Source organism: Pedobacter sp. UBA4863 (assembly GCF_002399615.1).
GTDB lineage: Bacteria > Bacteroidota > Bacteroidia > Sphingobacteriales > Sphingobacteriaceae > Pedobacter.
Map to the genome: position 1 here is coordinate 1 of NZ_DHDZ01000046.1, position 18,546 is coordinate 18,546.

At 36.5% G+C, this 18,546-nt stretch carries 22 protein-coding genes; 5 read left to right on the forward strand and 17 right to left on the reverse strand.

Annotation, left to right across the window (positions count from 1 at the left end):
• On the forward strand, positions 1-216 hold a 216-nt coding region (locus B3I52_RS11950), incomplete at its 5' end, for a hypothetical protein (protein ID WP_293301551.1).
• A gap of 156 nt (positions 217-372) precedes the next feature.
• On the opposite strand, the gene B3I52_RS11955 is transcribed toward B3I52_RS11950, so the two are convergent.
• The 7 genes from B3I52_RS11955 to accD form a co-directional block, all read right to left on the reverse strand.
• The gene (locus B3I52_RS11955; RefSeq protein WP_013631656.1) at positions 373-579 is read right to left on the reverse strand and encodes a GDCCVxC domain-containing (seleno)protein; all 207 of its coding nucleotides are present in this window, start codon (positions 577-579) and stop codon (positions 373-375) included.
• On the reverse strand, positions 576-1,175 hold the full coding sequence (gene merTP / locus B3I52_RS11960; RefSeq protein ID WP_013631655.1) for a mercuric transport protein MerTP: 600 nt from the start codon (positions 1,173-1,175) through the stop codon (positions 576-578). Before merTP ends, B3I52_RS11955 begins: the two co-directional genes overlap by 4 nt.
• Positions 1,176-1,362: 187 nt before the next feature.
• Entirely contained in the window at positions 1,363-1,974 is a 612-nt protein-coding gene (locus B3I52_RS11965; RefSeq protein ID WP_293301553.1) for a DUF4304 domain-containing protein, read from the reverse strand.
• Positions 1,975-2,005: 31 nt separating this feature from the next.
• Positions 2,006-2,167 carry a hypothetical protein gene (locus B3I52_RS11970; protein ID WP_293301555.1) on the reverse strand — a complete coding sequence of 54 codons (162 nt, stop codon included), beginning with the start codon at positions 2,165-2,167 and terminating at the stop codon, positions 2,006-2,008.
• A gap of 15 nt (positions 2,168-2,182) precedes the next feature.
• Positions 2,183-2,485: a hypothetical protein gene (locus B3I52_RS11975; protein ID WP_293301557.1), complete on the reverse strand. Its 303-nt coding sequence runs from the start codon at positions 2,483-2,485 to the stop codon at positions 2,183-2,185.
• Positions 2,486-2,881: 396 nt separating this feature from the next.
• The gene (xerA, locus tag B3I52_RS11980) at positions 2,882-3,928 is read right to left on the reverse strand and encodes a site-specific tyrosine recombinase/integron integrase (protein ID WP_293301559.1); all 1,047 of its coding nucleotides are present in this window, start codon (positions 3,926-3,928) and stop codon (positions 2,882-2,884) included.
• Between the two features lie 1,078 nt (positions 3,929-5,006).
• The gene (gene accD, locus B3I52_RS11985) at positions 5,007-5,852 is read right to left on the reverse strand and encodes an acetyl-CoA carboxylase, carboxyltransferase subunit beta (protein ID WP_293301561.1); all 846 of its coding nucleotides are present in this window, start codon (positions 5,850-5,852) and stop codon (positions 5,007-5,009) included.
• Positions 5,853-6,600: 748 nt separating this feature from the next.
• Between accD and fbaA the strand changes: the two genes are divergently transcribed.
• Positions 6,601-7,680 carry a class II fructose-bisphosphate aldolase gene (gene fbaA / locus B3I52_RS11990; protein WP_293301563.1) on the forward strand — a complete coding sequence of 360 codons (1,080 nt, stop codon included), beginning with the start codon at positions 6,601-6,603 and terminating at the stop codon, positions 7,678-7,680.
• A gap of 102 nt (positions 7,681-7,782) precedes the next feature.
• Complete coding sequence (locus B3I52_RS11995) at positions 7,783-8,265, forward strand: low affinity iron permease family protein (RefSeq protein ID WP_293301565.1); 483 nt, start codon at positions 7,783-7,785, stop codon at positions 8,263-8,265.
• A gap of 26 nt (positions 8,266-8,291) precedes the next feature.
• Here the strand turns inward: B3I52_RS11995 and B3I52_RS12000 are convergent, their stop codons facing one another.
• From B3I52_RS12000 to B3I52_RS12015, 4 genes are all read right to left on the reverse strand, one after another.
• A complete protein-coding gene (locus tag B3I52_RS12000; protein ID WP_293301567.1) occupies positions 8,292-8,915 on the reverse strand; it encodes a chloramphenicol acetyltransferase in 624 nt (207 codons plus the stop codon).
• An 87-nt stretch (positions 8,916-9,002) separates the two neighbouring features.
• Complete coding sequence (locus B3I52_RS12005) at positions 9,003-9,686, reverse strand: HAD family hydrolase (RefSeq protein ID WP_293301569.1); 684 nt, start codon at positions 9,684-9,686, stop codon at positions 9,003-9,005.
• Between the two features lie 93 nt (positions 9,687-9,779).
• Positions 9,780-10,283 carry a thermonuclease family protein gene (locus B3I52_RS12010; RefSeq protein WP_293301571.1) on the reverse strand — a complete coding sequence of 168 codons (504 nt, stop codon included), beginning with the start codon at positions 10,281-10,283 and terminating at the stop codon, positions 9,780-9,782.
• Positions 10,284-10,545: 262 nt separating this feature from the next.
• Positions 10,546-11,193: an ATP-binding protein gene (locus tag B3I52_RS12015; RefSeq protein WP_293301572.1), complete on the reverse strand. Its 648-nt coding sequence runs from the start codon at positions 11,191-11,193 to the stop codon at positions 10,546-10,548.
• 127 nt (positions 11,194-11,320) lie between these two features.
• Between B3I52_RS12015 and B3I52_RS12020 the strand changes: the two genes are divergently transcribed.
• Positions 11,321-12,103: an IS982 family transposase gene (locus B3I52_RS12020; protein WP_293301574.1), complete on the forward strand. Its 783-nt coding sequence runs from the start codon at positions 11,321-11,323 to the stop codon at positions 12,101-12,103.
• A 4-nt stretch (positions 12,104-12,107) separates the two neighbouring features.
• Here the strand turns inward: B3I52_RS12020 and B3I52_RS12025 are convergent, their stop codons facing one another.
• The 6 genes from B3I52_RS12025 to B3I52_RS12050 all read right to left on the reverse strand — a co-directional run bounded on the left by B3I52_RS12025 (position 12,108) and on the right by B3I52_RS12050 (position 17,456).
• Positions 12,108-12,680 carry an ATP-binding protein gene (locus B3I52_RS12025; RefSeq protein ID WP_293301575.1) on the reverse strand — a complete coding sequence of 191 codons (573 nt, stop codon included), beginning with the start codon at positions 12,678-12,680 and terminating at the stop codon, positions 12,108-12,110.
• Positions 12,681-13,221: 541 nt separating this feature from the next.
• On the reverse strand, positions 13,222-13,467 hold the full coding sequence (locus B3I52_RS12030) for a TerD family protein (protein WP_349678680.1): 246 nt from the start codon (positions 13,465-13,467) through the stop codon (positions 13,222-13,224).
• Positions 13,468-13,554: 87 nt separating this feature from the next.
• Complete coding sequence (locus tag B3I52_RS12035) at positions 13,555-14,613, reverse strand: type I restriction endonuclease (RefSeq protein WP_293301577.1); 1,059 nt, start codon at positions 14,611-14,613, stop codon at positions 13,555-13,557.
• A gap of 195 nt (positions 14,614-14,808) precedes the next feature.
• Positions 14,809-15,474, reverse strand: coding sequence for a response regulator (locus tag B3I52_RS12040; protein ID WP_293301579.1), 666 nt, complete (start codon positions 15,472-15,474; stop codon positions 14,809-14,811).
• A gap of 11 nt (positions 15,475-15,485) precedes the next feature.
• Complete coding sequence (locus tag B3I52_RS12045; protein WP_293301581.1) at positions 15,486-17,147, reverse strand: tetratricopeptide repeat-containing sensor histidine kinase; 1,662 nt, start codon at positions 17,145-17,147, stop codon at positions 15,486-15,488.
• Between the two features lie 108 nt (positions 17,148-17,255).
• Positions 17,256-17,456, reverse strand: a complete 201-nt coding sequence (locus tag B3I52_RS12050) for a hypothetical protein (RefSeq protein WP_293301583.1) — start codon at positions 17,454-17,456, stop codon at positions 17,256-17,258.
• Positions 17,457-17,805: 349 nt separating this feature from the next.
• Between B3I52_RS12050 and B3I52_RS12055 the strand changes: the two genes are divergently transcribed.
• Complete coding sequence (locus B3I52_RS12055) at positions 17,806-18,546, forward strand: hypothetical protein (RefSeq protein WP_293301585.1); 741 nt, start codon at positions 17,806-17,808, stop codon at positions 18,544-18,546.

The following is an 18,546-nucleotide window of genomic DNA, read 5'->3' on the forward strand; positions in this document are numbered from 1 at the left end:
CACCACAACATGAAACGGACCAACAGCAGGGGCATGGCACAAGCTAACAAACATGTTTTAATGGCCGCATTGAGCTATAATCTAAAGAAACTGCTCAAATTCACTCGTAAAAACCCAACCATCATAGCGCAAAGCATGCCTTCAATTAAGGGAGTGCTTTTTTGGTTTGAAATAGCTATTGGTAGTGTTAAAGTAAGCCGATTAGAGCTACGTTAACAACAAAATTTTACAAGCTATAAAAACAACCAACCTCGCTTAAAGGGGCTTAAATGAAGTTGCATATTGTTAGGTTTTTGCTTTTTTAAAGAGTTGTGCAACAGTTACCGATGTTATGCGGTCGGCTTTCGATTTCAGTCAGTTTTATCATTGTCTTTAACAGCAATTTGTCCCGGCTTGAATGGATGGACATTTCACTGTTCCATAGCTACAAAATACACAACAGTCGCCCTGTTTTGGCTTTAATACCTTTTTGCAGCTTTCGCACTCGTAAAAATATTGGCAAGCGTCTGTCGGCATAGTTTCTTCTTTCTTATGTCCACATTCAGGGCAAGTGATAGTTGATTGCAGGATTATGTTCATTTTATTTCTTTTTTGTCGGTTACGGAATAGCCTGTTTTAGTTATGGCTTTTTCTATCTCTTGAATGTCGGTTTGAGTTCTATCAAATTCTATGATTGCGTTGCCGTTGTCGTAAGAAACATTCGTCTTAATTATTCCTGTCAGTTTATTTACTTCGTGATTTACGTTTTCTTCACAACCTGCACAAGTCATTCCGTTAATTGTAAATTCTGCTGTTTTAATGTTTGATTGGTCGGTTATGATTGTTTGACTTTCTGTCTTTGGAAAGAATATGTGGACATAACTTGGAAACGCAAGCATCAGTCCTGCAAAAACTGTTACGAAACCCAAAAACTTTTTTGTCTGAATAAAGGGTGTTTTTTCAGTTGTGTCGCAGCAGTCAATTTGTTTTTGAGGTTTCAGTTTTTGATACCAAGCAAACGCAAGAACCAAAACTGTCAAGCCAATTAAATATGGTCTGAATGGGTCAAGCCAAGAGAAAGTAGAAGCAAGTCCACTTGTTCCAGCCAACAGAGCCAAAACAGGTGTAATGCAGCATAGTGATGCCGAAATTGCTGTCAAAAGTCCAAGTCCTGCAAGTTTATTATCTGATTTCATTTTCTTACTGTCAATGTCGTTGGTTGTTGTCTTTTAAGCTGCCGCATAACGTTTTCGGGCTTAGCGAAGGTGGCGATTTTTACCACAAAACGTGATGCGGAGAACCAAACTTTGATTAACCACAGATTTGTTTGCGGAGTACTGAACCGCCACTTTTGCTAAGCCCGTGTTAGCTGTGGTTTTTCTTTTAAGCAAGTCCATATTTCTGTCCGTATTCTTTTACCGTTTCTAAAAAATGCGGGTTAGTTTTCTCCTTCAAAATTGTCAAATATTCTGTCTTTGCCTTGTCAATTTGCTTTAATTCAGCATAGACTATAAGTTTACCCAAAGGTGCCAAAATTAATTTCTCGGTGTCTAGTAGATTTAAAAAGTCTTCTTTCGTTTTCGTCTTGTCGAAATAGGGTAAAATATATTTTGTAAGGTTTGTCTGCATTTCAACTATCAAAGTATTCTCATCAGTCTTCTCGTCAATGTCATACCAAGTGTCGTGTTGGTTTCTGAGTTCCCCAATACGCTTCCTAATTAAACATTCTGGTTCAGTCGGAAAGGTTGGGATTTCTTTTCCTTCATTGTATGTCAATCCAGTCCAGTGTTCAGGAAGAAATAGTCCTGTGTTAATTGTAAAGTTTATATGGTCTTTAGAGTAAAAGGAACTTTTTTGAATATTGATTATTTGTCCTAAATCCTGTCCTTGTAAATAGAAATTGTTAGCCTTCTTTTTAAATCCAAGGGGCTTTAAGATTTCGTGAAATCCGTCTTTAATTACTCTGTCAAATTTTATTTCTGTTACAGTCTTCATTGTCTGTTTGTGTCGGTCGTTAAAATCACAGCTAACGTTTTGCAGATTTGCGATGGGCGGGATTTTTACCACTAATGTTTATGCGGAGCACAAAACTTTCGGTTACCACTAAACTGTCTGCGGAGCATGAAACCCCGCCTATTGCAAATGTGCTGTTACCAGCAGTGTTTTTTTCTCTGTCTAAATGGTCCATATCGAAGTCTGGGTGCTATTTTATTTTTTCAACCTCTATCCAACCTTCGTTTGCATGAAGCATGTAACAGACTATTGCGTCTTTTGCTGAACCGTTACATTCCTTTATCTTCTTGAAAGTCGCTGTTACAGCCGTCCCGTCTGAAAAGGATGAAACCTTTTCGAGGTTGCAAACTTGAAAGTCCTTGCCGTCTAAACGCAAATATGTCCCTGTGCAGTCACGCTCTACTGTTACAGTTTGATTTCTCTCTTTTTTACAACTTGTAAACATTGTTGTCAAAACGAATAGAATTAAAATTGTTGAATATGTTTTTTGCATGTCGTATGTGTCTTTTAAGTTTTAAAAAATTGTCTAAAGTTAAAACGATTTATTGTCTATTGTCGTTGCCTACATTCATTTCTCATTTTCAAAAAGCGTTGTCAGTCGTTTTAGGTGATTGTCTGCCCGTGATAATTTTTTTCTTTAAAAGTCAGCGTTGAACTGTCCACCGCCAAAAGTTTAATAAAAGCACAAAACTTAAAAGTTACTGCAAAGTCAGATCGAAGTCGTGAAGTGGACAGTCCACCGTTGACTTTACAAACTGTCGTGGTTGTGTGGTCGTCTAACATTGCTGGTAACTTATATATATGCCTCATAAAACCCCAGTTATACAGTCAAAACGTGGTGGCTTATGGGGGTCGTAATCAGCAATATATTTCACAAGGTAAAAAAAAATTATAGATCATCGAAAGGACTTTTTACGTTGCGTAAACTTTTTGTACTTACATGCGTGTAAATCTCTGTAGTTCGGCTGCTTTTATGTCCCAGTATTTCTTGTATATAACGTAAATCTGTTCCACTTTCTAGCAAATGTGTGGCATAACTGTGCCTTAACCAATGTAGGCTGACTGGTTTTTTGATATTTGTTTTTTCTACTGCTTGTTTAAGTACTTCGCCTAAAGACCTTTCATCGTACTGCGTTCCTGGTTCTCTGCCTTCAAACAAATAATTAGCTGGTTTATGCGTTTTGTAATAATCCCTTAACAAATCCAAAATACTTAAAGAAAGCGGTGCTATCCGGTCTTTTCTCCCCTTTGCTTGTCTAATAATTACTAAATTGCGGTTCGAGTCAATATCTTTTGGCTTTAAGTTCAGCAATTCGCTCCTACGTAGTCCGCAACTGTAAATCAAGCACAGCATCGCTTTATGTTTAATATTTGCATGTGCATCTAAAATTTTCTTTACCTCTTCTTTGCTTAATACATTTGGCAACAGTTTTTCTCTTTTGGGCCTGTAAATTTTGTCGATGTTGATTGATGTTTCTTTTATCGTTTTAAAATACAATTTGATAGCATTCACAACTTGGTTTTGAAATGATATGGACAGCTTTTTCTCCAGAATATAATCGTTGTAAAATGCAACAACATCTTGGTTGTTAATGTCTTTTATGTCTTTATCGTTGTAAAAAAACAGAAAAATTTGTAACGCTTCTGCGTAGGTTTTTACGGTGTTTGGGCTATATCTTTTGGTGTTTAAATACTTTTTAAAAATCTCTATCTGCTCAATTTTAGCTAAACAAGGCACCCCTTTTCCTTTATCCGCTTCTAGGTTAAATTTACCCCTGTTAATTGCCGTGTCGGGTAGGTGCCAAACGCTTAATGTAGCACTCCACCTTGCATCTGGCAGTTTTCTAAATCGGGCAATTAAGTCGGGTTTATTTTCGTACCAAACAGCAATCCTATTTTTGTTACGATGCCGAATGAGCTTTGCTTCGAATTCCATAAGGGTAAAATTTACTTTTAAAAATAGTGATTTAACCCATAGTGCATTATTGTCCAACATTCCTCCCCCTTAATTCCCCCTCCAAAGGGGGACACACATGGTGCTTAATTATGCGATTTGTATATCCCCCTCTTGGAGGGGGCAGGGGGAGGATTTAAGTAAAATACTGATTATCAATTATTTGTTTTAACCTTAATAATATACTACGGGTTGATTTAATCAAATGCTTACAATTTTGTTTTAAAATTATGATAGTCAACTATGTTGTATACAGATATACCGTTTATTAAAGATAAGCTTTAAGCTATGGAATGATAAGGAGCACTGGTTTTTCGCCTTATCTAACGTATCCACTTTTCGGAGTTTGCAACTCCGTAGTCTTATCATCCGATTTTTAATCCGAACAATAGCCAAGTGAAGATAGGATGGGATTAAAAATTGGACGATAGGGAGGTGGTATAGCCATAAAGCACAAGTCTGGCTTTTGTTCGGCTTGTGGCACTAAGACTTGCGCTCAATGTCATTAAATTAAGGGTTGTAAACACGTTGGCGTGGACGCCAACTTAGGAAATCTCTTGTGTTGGTGTCCACGCCAACACTTAACTTAACGTGAGTTTTGGGTCTTAATTTAGCTAAACAGACCCTAACTACGAAGTAGCTGCGAAGCAAAATAAATTCAGCGCCTGCTTCGAGTATCGGAGGTGACGGTAAATTGGCGTTTCGTCTCCCAAAATAAATTCGGGACTAGCTTTTAAGGGGCTATCTAATCATTTTTTTAATCAACATAAATTTAAGTATTTGATTTACAGTACAAAATATCTAAAACTCACGTTAACTTAATGACATTGGACTTGTAATAAAGAAGGGCTATTGGTTTTGGTATTTACTTGGGGTTAAATTTTGCTGCTACGCTGCATCTACCGGAATAGGCGCTGGCAACACGCCAAGTTTTTCATCGGGAGTCTAAAACCAAAAAGCAGGGTCCACATTATCAAATGTACAAGCCCTGCTTTTAGTTATCAATTTGTAGTTAACAGTTCAATTGAGCAATTAAACAGTTAAAACAATTAACCAGTATTTAGTTTTTCATCATTTTTAAGAATGTGGCCAGTTTGGCTTTCATCTCTCTACGATCTACAATAAAATCTAGGAAACCGTGTTCCAACACAAACTCAGAAGTTTGGAAACCTTTAGGTAAATCTTTTTTGATGGTTTCTTTAATTACACGGGGGCCAGCAAAGCCAATTAAGGCACCTGGCTCGGCAATGTTAATGTCGCCCAGCATAGCGTACGATGCCGTTACCCCGCCCGTAGTTGGATCGGTTAACAGCGAAATGTAAGGTATTTTCGCCTGGCTTAACAACGCTAGCTTTGCCGATGTTTTAGCCATTTGCATCAACGAAAATGCAGCCTCCATCATACGTGCGCCACCAGATTTCGAAATCATTAAAAAAGGCACTTTATGTTTTAGGCTATAATCTATAGAACGGGCAATTTTTTCGCCTACTACCGAGCCCATAGAACCGCCAATAAAATTAAAGTCCATGCAGGCAATCATAATCTCTTCGCCATCTATTTTGCCGTGGGCAGCACGAATGGCATCTTTAAGGCCTGTTTTTTTGGTAGTTTCTACAATTCTATCGGTATATGGTTTGCTATCTATAAAATGTAACGGATCGCCAGAAGTAAGGTTGGCAAACAGTTCGGTGTATTCGTTATTGTCGAAAAGTACATTGAAATATTCTTTAGAACCTACGCGTAGGTGGTAATTGCAGTATTGACAAACCCACTTGCTTTCCTGAAGGTCGGCACTGTGCAGGGCTTTCTTACAGTTCGGACACTTGTTCCATAAGCCGTCTGGTGCCTCTTTCTTTTCGTCTGTACTAGTGCTAATCCCTTTTTTCTCTCTTTTAAACCAAGACATGTGTATTTTTTAAAAATGCGACTACAAAGAAACGAAAAAAATATTTAACGCAAAGTGTTTTTAGGGGGTAGGGGTTAGTGGTCGGGTATTGGGTATCAGTAGTCAGTCTATAAATTACCAAATGCTGATGGTTTAATTTTGCATAACCTGTTAAGTCTCTTGTTTTTAGAAAAGCTAGCACAGTGCTGCTATTTGCAGTTAGTCCTGCTTTCGCTTATAGTCCTCAGCTTCGTTGCGCTAACGCTTTCACTTGCTTCCGGGCTAATCCGCTCAATCAGGTTTAGGAAGCAGGGTTTGTTGCACTGTTTTAAGTTCTCTAAACCCGATTGTAGTGGAAATACTTTTTGTAGCGTCATTTCTACAGTCTGCGCCAACCATTCGTTAGATTTCTCTGCGTTCTAAATGACGGTAAATAACAAGACAAAAAGATTGCAACGGAAAACGGGACCGGCAGCACGTTTAAAAAACTGCAATTGCTTTTCTAATAAATCAATAACCAATAATCAATAACCAATAAACAAATTCCAATGATCAAACCTCCAGGGTCAATAATGAACTTTTAGTTAAAGAGGCAATTAATCAATAAACAGTTTGCAATTAACCAACTAAAAAACTAATGAGCCCAAATAACTAAAAAACAACTTAGTGTATAATTAACAATAAGTATTTTTTGATTACATTTGTGAACAAACACTGGTTGTTAGATTAAATTTCCTAACTTCGAAACAATAATAAAACTAAATATAAAATGAGTTTAAAAGGCTACAAAGGCGTAATCCACGGTACTGCAGTACAAGAATTGTTTGAGCAGGCCAAAAAACATCAATTTGCACTTCCAGCAGTAAACGTAACAGGAACCAATACGATTAATGCGGTAATGGAAACTGCAAAGGCGGTAAATTCGCCGGTAATTATTCAACTATCAAACGGTGGTGCACAGTTTTATGCTGGTAAAACCTTAAATAACGATAACTTACAAGCTTGTGTACTGGGTGCAGTTTCGGCGGCTAAACACGTGCATTTGTTGGCAGAGCACTACGGTGTTGCGGTTATTTTACATACCGACCACGCTGCTAAAAAGCTGTTACCTTGGATTGATGGCTTGTTAGACCACGGAGAAAAATTCTTTGCCGAAACTGGCAAACCATTGTTTTCGTCGCACATGTTGGATCTTTCTGAAGAACCAATTGAAGAAAACATTGAAATTTCTGCCAAATACTTAGAGCGCATGAAAAAGCTAGGTATGACCATTGAAATTGAACTTGGTGTTACTGGCGGTGAAGAAGATGGTGTAGATAACAGCGATGTAGATAGCTCTAAATTATATACCCAACCAAGTGAAGTGGCTTACGCTTACGAAGAATTAAGCAAAGTGAGCAACCAATTTACGGTTGCTGCTGCTTTTGGTAACGTACATGGTGTTTATAAGCCAGGTAACGTAAAGTTGCAACCAATTATCTTGAAAAATTCTCAAGATTTTATTAAAGAGAAATATAGCTTAACTGCCGAGAAGCCAATTAATTTCGTTTTTCACGGTGGTTCTGGTTCTTCGCAAGAAGAAATTAGAGAGGCCATTTCTTATGGCGCTATTAAAATGAATATCGATACCGATTTGCAATGGGCTTTTTGGGACGGTATCTTAGGTTTCTACAAAAAGAACGAAGCTTATTTGCAAGGCCAAATTGGTAATCCTGATGGCGAAGATAAACCGAACAAGAAATTCTACGATCCACGTGTTTGGTTACGTAAATCGGAAGAAGCATTTGTTGCTCGTTTAAAAGTAGCTTTCGAAGATTTGAACTGTATCAATGCAAATGATAAATTATAAGTTTCAATAGCTGTATAAGAGAGCCATCCCGAAATGTAGGGATGGCTTTTTTTGTGCTTTAAGTGTTGAAATTCCATAAATTTATATTCTAAAACTTAAAACATGAGCGAAAAAAATAAAATGGGCTTGTTTGAACGATTTTCAAATGCCGCTACCAGATTTACAGGCAGTTCTCCGGCATTTATTACAGCGGTGGCCATTGTAGTAATCTGGGCTGTTTCTGGACCTATATTTAACTATTCGCAAACTTGGCAGCTGGTAATTAATACAGGTACCACTATTATTACCTTTTTAATGGTTTTCTTAATTCAAAAAGCGCAGAACAAAGATGGAAAAGCCATACAGCTGAAATTGAATGAGCTAATTGCTGCCCACGAAAAAGCCAGTAACAGAATGGTAGATATTGAAGATTTAACGGAAGAAGAACTAGACCAGCTACATCAGTTTTATGTTACCTTGTCAAGCTTGGCTAAGAAAGAAAATAACATTCACCGATCTCATTCTATTGATACTGCTAAAAAACGGCATAAGCAGAAACTACAACACCTAAATGAAATTAACCCAAATGAGGGCACCAATGCTTAGCGTAGAAATATTTAACACAAAGTAGCTTAGCTTTCGTTCATCAGCGTTTGGAATTTTTCTACAAACTGCCCAACATGATAGCCATCGGCTAAGCCATGGTGTACATGTACAGCAACCGGCATTGTTTTAGCGCCATCTTTTTCGGTTACTTTGCCCACAGAAATTTTAGGTGCACTGTCTGGAAAAGTGAAACTACGAGCATGAGATAATGAGGAGAAATCTATCCACGGAATGGCAGAAAAATGTATTTCGCTATTACCCGGTTTCGATGGTATTAAACCCTCGGTGTTTTGCACTTCTTGTATGGCTTTTTGGGCATTTGCGATAAATATATCTTCGTTGGTATGGTAATCGAAATAACCAAAACCAAACGTGCCATTTGCTCGGTTAATGGTTGTAGAAACATTCACTTGATCGTGAACTACCACCTCGTTGTTTAAAATTCGATAGTGAAACTCTTTGATTTGATTTACCGCTTTTAATGCTCTATACAAATAATACAGAAAAAATGATGCACCCTTCTCTTTGGCTTTGATATAGGCTTTAGTGCAATCTATTTGCACCACTACACCAAAAAATGGCTCCTCAAATTTACTGAACAGTTCGAAATGGTGTCTGCGCTTCCAAGTTTGTATATCGATTTTTTTCATGTTTGTTAAGTAGTTAACCACAGATGTTCAGATTTGATTGTTTTAGGTGTTTATTAATCGATATCTGTGCATTGGTGGCCAAAGTTTTTATAACAAAGTAATTATCTGGTCAATGCTCGTTACCGAAACAAAGTTGGGGTGATTGATGGGTTCTTCATGCAATTCATGTATCCAAGTTACATGATAAGGTACTTCTATCGCAAAAGCATTTAAGGCTAAAACTGGGATAATATCTGATTTGCGGGAGTTACCTACCATCAGAAAGTTTTCTGGCTTACAATCTAAATGATTGATGAGCTTTTGGTAATGGCGAGGTTGTTTATCGCTCATAACTTCGATGTGATGAAAGTATTTTGCCAAACCAGACTTCTCTAATTTACGTTCTTGGTCTAATAAATCGCCTTTGGTGGCCATCACTAAACGATATTTGCCATGTAAATGTTGTAAGGTTTCTTCAATACCATCTAAAAGTATAATAGGTTTTTGGAGCAAACGATGGCCAATGTCGAATAGCTGATGGATTAATCTACTATCCACTTTGTTGCCCAGTTTAGCTGCTGTTTCTACCATACAGAGCATAAAACCTTTAATGCCATAACCGTACATTTTTAGGTTTTTCATCTCAATGTCGAACAAATCTTTGATGACTTCATTTTGTGGCAGATGGTTAAATAGTTGAGCAAACTCCAATTCTGCTTCTCGAAAATAAGGTTCGTTTTCCCATAAAGTATCGTCGGCATCAAAGGCTATGGTTGTAATTTGGTTCTTCATGGTGTGTTTTTCTTACCGCAAAGTTGGCAGAAAAAGTTGCAACAAAAAAGAGTAAATGCGCTTATACGCAAATTGAGCGTTAACTTGCGAATGTTATTTTGCTTTTCTCCAGTTCCATGGAGGTATGGGCTTATTTTCTTGCCATAAACCAACCTTTTGCTTTCGGGCTTTTGCTTCTAAAACGGCATAAGTTTTATCGTTAGAGTATTTGGTGAAATGCCAAGCCATGCCTTGTTTAATCATTTCTTGGTTTACAATTTGCTTTTTAGCATTGATAATTACGGCAACCAACCTGCCATAGCGGTCGGTTTTTTGACTTTGTACAATTACTTGTTGGCCAAAACATAAATCTGATAAGGCTGTTTTTGCTTGCGTGCCAAAGGGCTGGTGCTTTCTTTTCTCCGGGCAATCGATATGTGCTAAACGTATTTTTATAGGTTGTTTTTGATACAGGATTTCCATGGTATCGCCATCAATAATTCGTATTACTTTGGCTGTAAACGTTTGGTTTTGTAATTGCTTTACCGATATGTTGTTGTTTTGTGCCGTAACCGAATTGGCCAGTAATAAAATAAACACAGCTATTAATCTTCCCATTTGCATAAAGTTTTGCCTTCTTTTTTGGCTTTGTTTAAAGTAGTTTTAACGGTTTTATAATTGCAGTTGCTTAAGCCCCTACATTTAGCATTGTAATGAAACTTAGGTGCTTTACCGCCGCCGCAAATGTAAACTGTTTTATCGGTTTGAAATGTAAAAAATAGGAAGGAGAGCAGGAGGGGTATGGGGTTGTTTATTTCAATTTTTTTATGGTGAAAGTTTTATCTTCCCGTTGTTTACAATTTTCAGCTGCTGATATATTTTATGCCATCAACCAATCTATTACATTTAGCTTTTGTATTCCTTTGTAGGTGCTTTCGGGCTCTACGTCCATTGTAAGTAAAGTTCGTTTGTTGTAATCTCTTATCAATTCAAACGGACGTATTTCCCGCTCAAATGTGCTTTGTTCTCTTGTACTCCAGGCTACTTGGTAATACTCTCTGTCGCCTTGCGGAGTTTTTACTGCAAAATCAACTTCGGTATCATTTGCTTTGCCAATATACACTTCATTGCCCCGTCTTATCAGTTCCAAATAGACAATATTTTCCAAATTATGCCCTAAATCCAAGTTGGATTTTTCTCCAAGAAAAAATTTTTTGAATCCCAAATCAACGGTATAATATTTTTCCTGTGTCATTAACAATTGTTTCCCCTTCACGTCAAAACGTTTTATTTTGTAAAACAGATAGCATTCTGTAAGGGCATCAATATAATTGCCAATCGTATTATGCGATATTTTTATTCCTGCCGATTGCAGCGTATTCGTGATTTTTTTAGGTGAAATTGTTGAACCAATTGCATCAAAAAGAAATGCCGTTGTTTTGTTGAAATATTCTTGGTTATGCCATTTATAACGTACCAATACGTCTTTTTGGATAATATTTTCTATGACTCCTTTTACATAATTCAAGTTGCTAGTTGAGCTTGTCTAATAAAAGACAAAGCTATGATGCATACTTTTGTTTTGCACACAAAAAACATTTATCATGCTTTGTCGATACAAAATTATAGGAATTTTCTGTTTAATTGATGATATTATGCAGGGTATCGGTCATAAAGAAGACATTCGTCGTAAAGTGAGCGACAGTGAAGTCCTTGTTACAGCCCTAATCTCGGCGACTAGTTTTTATGGAAACCATGTTTCTGCCATTGGTTTCATGAAGCAGTACGGATTTATCCCCAAGATGCTGGATACTAGCCGCTTCAATCGCAGGCTACACCAGTTGGGACATTTGCTTTATGCCATTTTTGAACAGGTAAGCGCATATTTCAAGTATGTGCATTGTGAGCTCCGCTATATCATTGATTCTTTTCCGGTTCCTGTCTGTCATAATATCCGGATAGGTAGTTGCAAGATGATTTCAGAGAAAAAATGGCGGGGCTATACTGCCAGTATGCGCAATTACTTTTATGGGGTTAAGGTGCAATTGGTCACCACCAAGGACGGGCTTCCTATTGCTTTCCATTTCACGCCCGGAAAGACTGCCGATGTAAAGGCGCTCAACAAGATTATCGCAGGCCTGCCAGCTGAGGCAAGCCTGTATGCAGACAGTGCCTATACCGATTATGATATGGAAGATAAAGCCCTGAAAAACAATAGCGTGCTGATAAAGGCACAAAGAAAAACCAACTCTAAAAGGCCTGATATCTATGAGTTGGAAAAAGAAAAACTCAAAATGAGAAAGCGTGTAGAGGTAACCATCAGCGATATTAAAAAACTATTCCCAAGAACAATACATGCGGTTACTTTAGATGGATTCGTCATAAAATTGACCTTATTTATCTTCGGATTACAATTGAAAAAAATATTCAAAAACTAGCAACTTACATTACATAATTTTTGATGTTATCCTCCGGTAATTCAATCGTTCCGGGCAATCCACCGTTTTGCATATATTTTAAAAACAGCAAATCGGTACGGGAAATATCTTTTTGCGTAAGCAAATATTCTTTGAACGAAAACGGCAAAATATGAATAGCATAATATCTGCCTGTAAGCAAAGTGCCAAGTTCGCTGCTCAATAAATAGGCATTTGAACCGGTAACATATACATCTATATTTGGTTTTACGTATAAACCATCTACCAAACGCTCAAATTCTTTTACGTTTTGCACTTCATCTAAAAACACATAGCTTGGTTTGGATAAATCTAGTTGATTGATGATGTGATAATATAAACCCTCCAAATCATTGAGCCATTTGTGGTTTTCAAAATCCTCAAAATTGAGGAAAACAATTTGCTTGTTCTTTACACCTTGCATTTTCAGATAATCACAAAACATCTGCATCACGGTTGATTTTCCGCAACGTCTTACACCTGTAAGCATCTTTATAAGGTTTTTATCCCTAAGTCCGATGAGTGTGTCTAAATAATCCTGTCTGACAACTTGTTTCATTATTTCTTTTTTAGACCAAACTTAACAAAGCTATAGAGTTTGGTCTATAAATATAATTAATTTTATTAGACTAAACTATGTATTTATAAGAAGTTTGGTCTATATTTCATTTGAAATATGCAAAACTGGTTGGTTTTATCAAGTTTTGTTAAACTTAGTCGTTTTTTAAGTTTACGCTCCAAAGTGACCACTTTTCACGCCTAAAACTGTCCAGGCGGCTGGTTTTCAAGATTTTTAAACACCTCTAATATTGGGTAATGTCTTTTGTCGGGACAGGGGGCGAACGCCCTTTGTGGGTGTTTATACGGGCTAATAAAAAGAGGTTTGCCTCTCTAACGGAACGGCTGTTTCCGACTATCATAAAACTATAGCAGACCATTATTTGCTGCTGGTGGATAAAGAAAGATCGGTGTATTGGGATTGGGATTGGAAAAGGGTACAAAGCTCAAAGGCTTTGAAATTGACCAGGCATGGAAAGTACCTGCGGAGAATTACTTATATTTGGTGTAGCTGTTCAGCCATTCGCTATTACTCATGGCAGCTAAGGGGGTGGCCACTTTGCCCCGAAATGAAGGGACTCTTTCTCCGTAATATACACTCCATCAGGCGAATTCAAATTGCCATAAAAAACAAAGTAATCCTTGTTTGGCATTTTTCTCTTTTCGTCAATCATTATTGCCGAAACATCTAAATCAAATGTACTTCCGGTTCCTTCGTTAGGATCCCAGCCTAGCCCAATGATCATTTTGCTTAGACCTATGTCAATTTTTGCCGTTATCGCATTGATGCTTTAAAAATAGTTAGTTATTTCTTTCTGTTTTTACGGAAAACCGTAATCGCTTAAGAATTTTTGACCATTAAATTTCATCACCCATTAATAACTCCCCAAAGCCCCATGCAATTCCTCTCTAAACCCATAAATTTCATCTAGGTTATTTAGCAAAACTTTCTCGCCAGCATCTTTACCGTTATGAAAAAGTTCGATGTATTTATTGGCACTGTTAAAATGTAGCCTACAAAGTGGTTTACGATTATTGTCGTCTAGCAGTACACCAAAATAAGACTGTGTATCTCTTGCTGCAATGCGTTCTGCACCTACCTTCTCCCTCAAAATTGCTTTAACAATTTGAAAAGCTTCCAACTCTTCGTCGGTAGTAGTTACTTTAGGTGCATCATGATTAGAATCTACTGGGTTTACCTTGGGTTGTTCTTCTATTTTTTCATTGATGTGTAGGGCCGATTTTAAACGGTGGCTAATAGACTCATTAATGGAAATGGTCAATGCTTTCTTTGTATATTCTTTGAAGGTAGCCATACGGTTGGCTGTAAGTGGTTTATCAAAAAAGCGGTTCACCAACAATTTTACTATTTCATCAGATGGTTGCTCAATCTCTTTTTCAAACTCTTTCCTAATAGCTTTGATATATTTTAAGCCCTCCGCAGAGTCTAAAATAGTTTCTAAATGATAGGCCTGTTTGGTAAAACTCTCTAAAACCTTAATTACATTGTCTTTTAAGTCTTCAATATTTAGGGTTAAGAAAGGTTTTTCATCCATAATATTGGGTTGCTCTAAATCTGTATAAAAATTATAGAGCAACCCATTGGTAAGCACACCAAATCTGGCTTTAGATACATGAAAATAACGATGTAATTGAGAGTTGTGAGCGTCCACATTTTCTTTCCAATGTTTGCATTCGATGATGAGGATGGGTTCGTTATTGTTCTTGATGACGTAGTCTATCTTTTCGCCTTTTTTGGTGCCTATATCGCAAATGTGTTCTGGTATTACTTCTGTGGGGTTAAAAATATCGTAACCTAAAATTTGTATAAAAGGCATTACAAATGCATTTTTAGTGGCTTCTTCGGTATTAATTTGATCTTTTAAATGAATTACCCTTTGGTGAAGCTGTTCTAGTTTTAATTTTAAATCCATCGGTTTGCGGTTTACAATTTCAAAACTACGGAGAGTAAAATGTTATAAATTACGGGAAACCGTAAAACGGAGAATTTGATGGGTGTTTTATCAGTTGTTTAAAAATAAAAACACCTAAAAAGATGGGCAACAGTGGCTAAAAAAATACTTTATAGTTGCTTTACAACTGTAATAACGATTAGTTGAAGCCCTCTGTTAAATGATACCTAGGTCTTTACAAAAAACAATAAGTTGTTCGTTTTTACTGAATTCGAGCATTTCTTTCATGTGGCTTAAGCGTTTTTCGATAGTGCTTAGTCCGGAAGGTTTAATGTTGTTTTTTTGCAGATATAGCGGGATATCTTTTTGTAATACTCCCTGAGAGAGTAAGGTTAAAATAGTGATGTCTAAGGTGGTAAATTCGTGCAAATTCTTTTCCTTTACACCTTGTCTTAGTTGATTGGCAAGGTGTTTTTTGCCCTTGCTAATGGTTTCAATGGCAAGTTTTAATTCTTTAGCATCGTGCCTGGCTTTACGCACATAAGCATCAATGCCTTGATCCTTAAATAACCCCTCAATGATGTTTGGCCTATCTTCAGCAGAAAAAACAATTACTTTAATTGTTGGATCAACGGCCTTAACTTTCATAATTAGCTCAATGCCATTTTTAAGTTTTTGTTCGCGATGATCTTCCTCAAAAGAAATATCTGTAATGAGCAATTGATAAGGTTGTTGCGCCAAAACCGATTTGCTAATGCGTAAAAGGGCGTCATCGCAATAATAAACATAATCATACTGGGTAATGGCCAAATCGCCCAGGGTTTTCTGTACAGAGATATTCGTACTTTCGTGATCTTCGGCAATTAATACTTTTTCAAACATCTTTGTTTTTGCTAGGGAGTTGGAAACGAAATTCGGATTTTCAGTCCTTGTTCTAAACCAGTATCAAAGGTAATTTTGCCAGAAATATTTTTTATACGGTTTCCCGTATTTGTTAGCCCGTTTTTAAATTTCTCCTCTTTGCTTAAGCCGATTCCATTATCAGCGTAATAAATATTCGTCTCTGCATTGGTTTGCTCAAATTTGATGACCACGTTTGTAGCATAGCTATGTTTTTTCATGTTCACCATTAGCTCTTGTAAAATTTGTTCTAGTTCATGTTTTGTTTTTTCAGCTATGCTTAACCAAATGCTTTTGGTATTATTTATTAAAATTACTTTCGTTTTGTCGGAAGCAAAAGCAGTTAAAAGGTTGGTAATTCTCTCCTGAAAGTTGGTGGTTTGTGCAACTTCTTCGTAAGAAATATCCCTAGATTTTTCATAGAGTTCCTCAATTTGATCTAGCAATAGCTCTTTATTTAGCGCTTCTTTATTCTCTATTTCCGACATCACTCTATACAGCCCATTGGCAACAACATCATGCACTTTTTTCGAAGTTTTTAACTGATTTTCTTTAATATTTCGCTCATTTTCAAGTTTAAGGGCATGTTTTCTTTTACGATACCATAACCATCCGATGGTTGATGTTAAAATAGCAGCGGCTAATAATATGATAATTTGGTATTTTCTTTCTGTATTTTGTTTTTGAAGCATTAGGTTGTCTGCCTTGTGCTTTTCGGTTTCATAACGTATCAAAGCAAATTGGTTTTTCGCATTGCTGCGGGCAGTTTGTAAGCTATCGCTTAGTTGTTGTAAAGGTTCGAAATATAATTTGCTGTTTTTTTCTGGCGCAAGTGATATCAATTTTTTTAAAACTTCAATCTCATCATCTGGGCTATTAATCAATTGAGTTATTTGATATCTTTTGTTGGCATAATATAGTGCAGAGTCTGGTTGAGTATATTCATAAAAGTCGGTGAGGTGGGCATAACTTGAAGCTTGTCCCCTTAAATCATCTTCCTTTATTCTAATGTTTAACGCCTTTATTAGTTCATTTCTAATAGGATGTTTTGGGTTTTCTTTCCATTTGGCATATGCTAAATTACTGAATACTCTGGCATATTCTTTAGGATTTGCTGATAATTGCGAAAGAGCCTTTTTGTATGTTCGAATGGCTAGTTTATAATCCTTTTTTTCTCTATATACATTTGCAATATTGTTTTCAGTTACCTGTTTATAAGTACTATCATTAGCATATTTTAAAGAATTTTTATAAAATTGAATCGCCTCTTGATGATTTTTAAGATTATCTGAGCTAATCCCTAGTGTATTATAGGTAGATTGTAGGTAAGGGAAATGATTTTTATCGTGTATGTTTAGAAGAGTGAGTGCTTCTAAAGCTAATTCTTGCCCACTAAAATAATCTGCTTGGTCGTTGGCAATTATGGCCATGTTTAACAGACAGTTTGCAGCCAGTAAGGTTTGGTTGTTTTTAACTAAATCGCTTTTTGCCTTATTAAAGTAAAAGAAAGCGCTATCGTTTTTTTTATCGTCAAGAAAAATGTAAGCTTGGTCCAGTACTTGATTAGCATCCGTTTTTTTCGGATGAGAATTGTTTTCCTTGCCACAAGAGTAAATAAATAGACTTAATAAGTAAATATAGAAAAAATGTTTCAAGAGAGTTTTTTGTTTAAATGTATAACAAAGCTCTTGAAAAATAAAATGATAAAAGCCTAAAATTAACAAAGTGAAAAAGTAGGGCTAATGTTGCCCTACTTTAAGATATTAAGGTTTTGGTCTTGGTGGAGGTACATGGCCATTATCTCCAGGACCACCGCCTATTCCAGTACTGTCTGGAGGGAGGCTGCTGTAAGTTTGTACAGGTTCGCTAGGGTTAATGTAGGTTGTACCTCTATGGCTATTTATGGTTGTAGAACCAGCTGATACCAATCCTAAAAGGATGGCGATAAAAATTGGCAAATACATTTTTTCAAAAATTTAAAAGTTGAATAATTGCAGTTCCGAGCGAACCATTCGCTTGGGTTACGGCTTAGTTATTCAGAAGGCCTTCTGAAATTTTTGGGAAGTGAGAAGTTGTTATCACGGGAGCTTTAAACTGCTTCCCAACCGGTTTATTACTGCCGTGATATTTTCTCTTTTTTAAAATCAGCATTGCTTTTTTATTTGTTTTGTTGCTGATTTCGATACAAAGGTGTAGGCTAAAAAATGCTTTAAAGAAGGAATCCGAATGAATCCAGTGAAAATCTGATAAGATTCTAGTTTTGTTTTAGTATTTCGAAAATTCCAATTAATTTAGGTTCAAATCTTTTTTGCAATGCTCCAACAATCTAGTTTGAAAGTCTTACATGAGTATAACAATCTAAAGCAAATAGATTGTTTAGCTGTTAATTTAAGAAAACCCACTATTGCAAATTTGCGCAATGAGTGTGCAGTTGTGTATTTAAAACGTCCTGAAGAAAAAATTAGAACTATACTGCAAGAATTTGGAAAACCTGAGTTTGAAATTTCGGAAGCAAAAGATATATTAACTATTGATGCAGAAAAGTTTAAACCGCTGCAAAAATATATGCAAGGGAATATAACTAAACCTAATTTACGAACTATTGAATTGCTAGCCTGGCTTATTGATTTTAATGAGGCGCAGGTGAAAGACGAAACTGTTGTTGTTAAATCGACTAAAGACGTACAATACCGCTGGAAAATTATAGGAATTAGCGCTATTGTAATTGCTTGTTTTAGTGGTTTGTATTTTAAGTTTTTTTACAAGCAGTGTATGCAGTGGAATGGCCAACAATATGTGGCTGTGCATTGTGGTAATGAGGGGAAGGTTGGCGAAATAATTGCGCTAAAAACTAATAAAATTGAAGAGTTTCATAGGATATTGAAACCAGATACCATCACCTACAACAGTATAGGTAAAGTTTGGTATATGAAAATGAACAAAAAACTAGAATTTTATACTGATAGTGGCTCACTACCAGTCGATAGAAGAAAAGAATTAAAGCCGATTACAAAGTATATTATTGATAAATATATTTTGAAGACCCAAGATTAG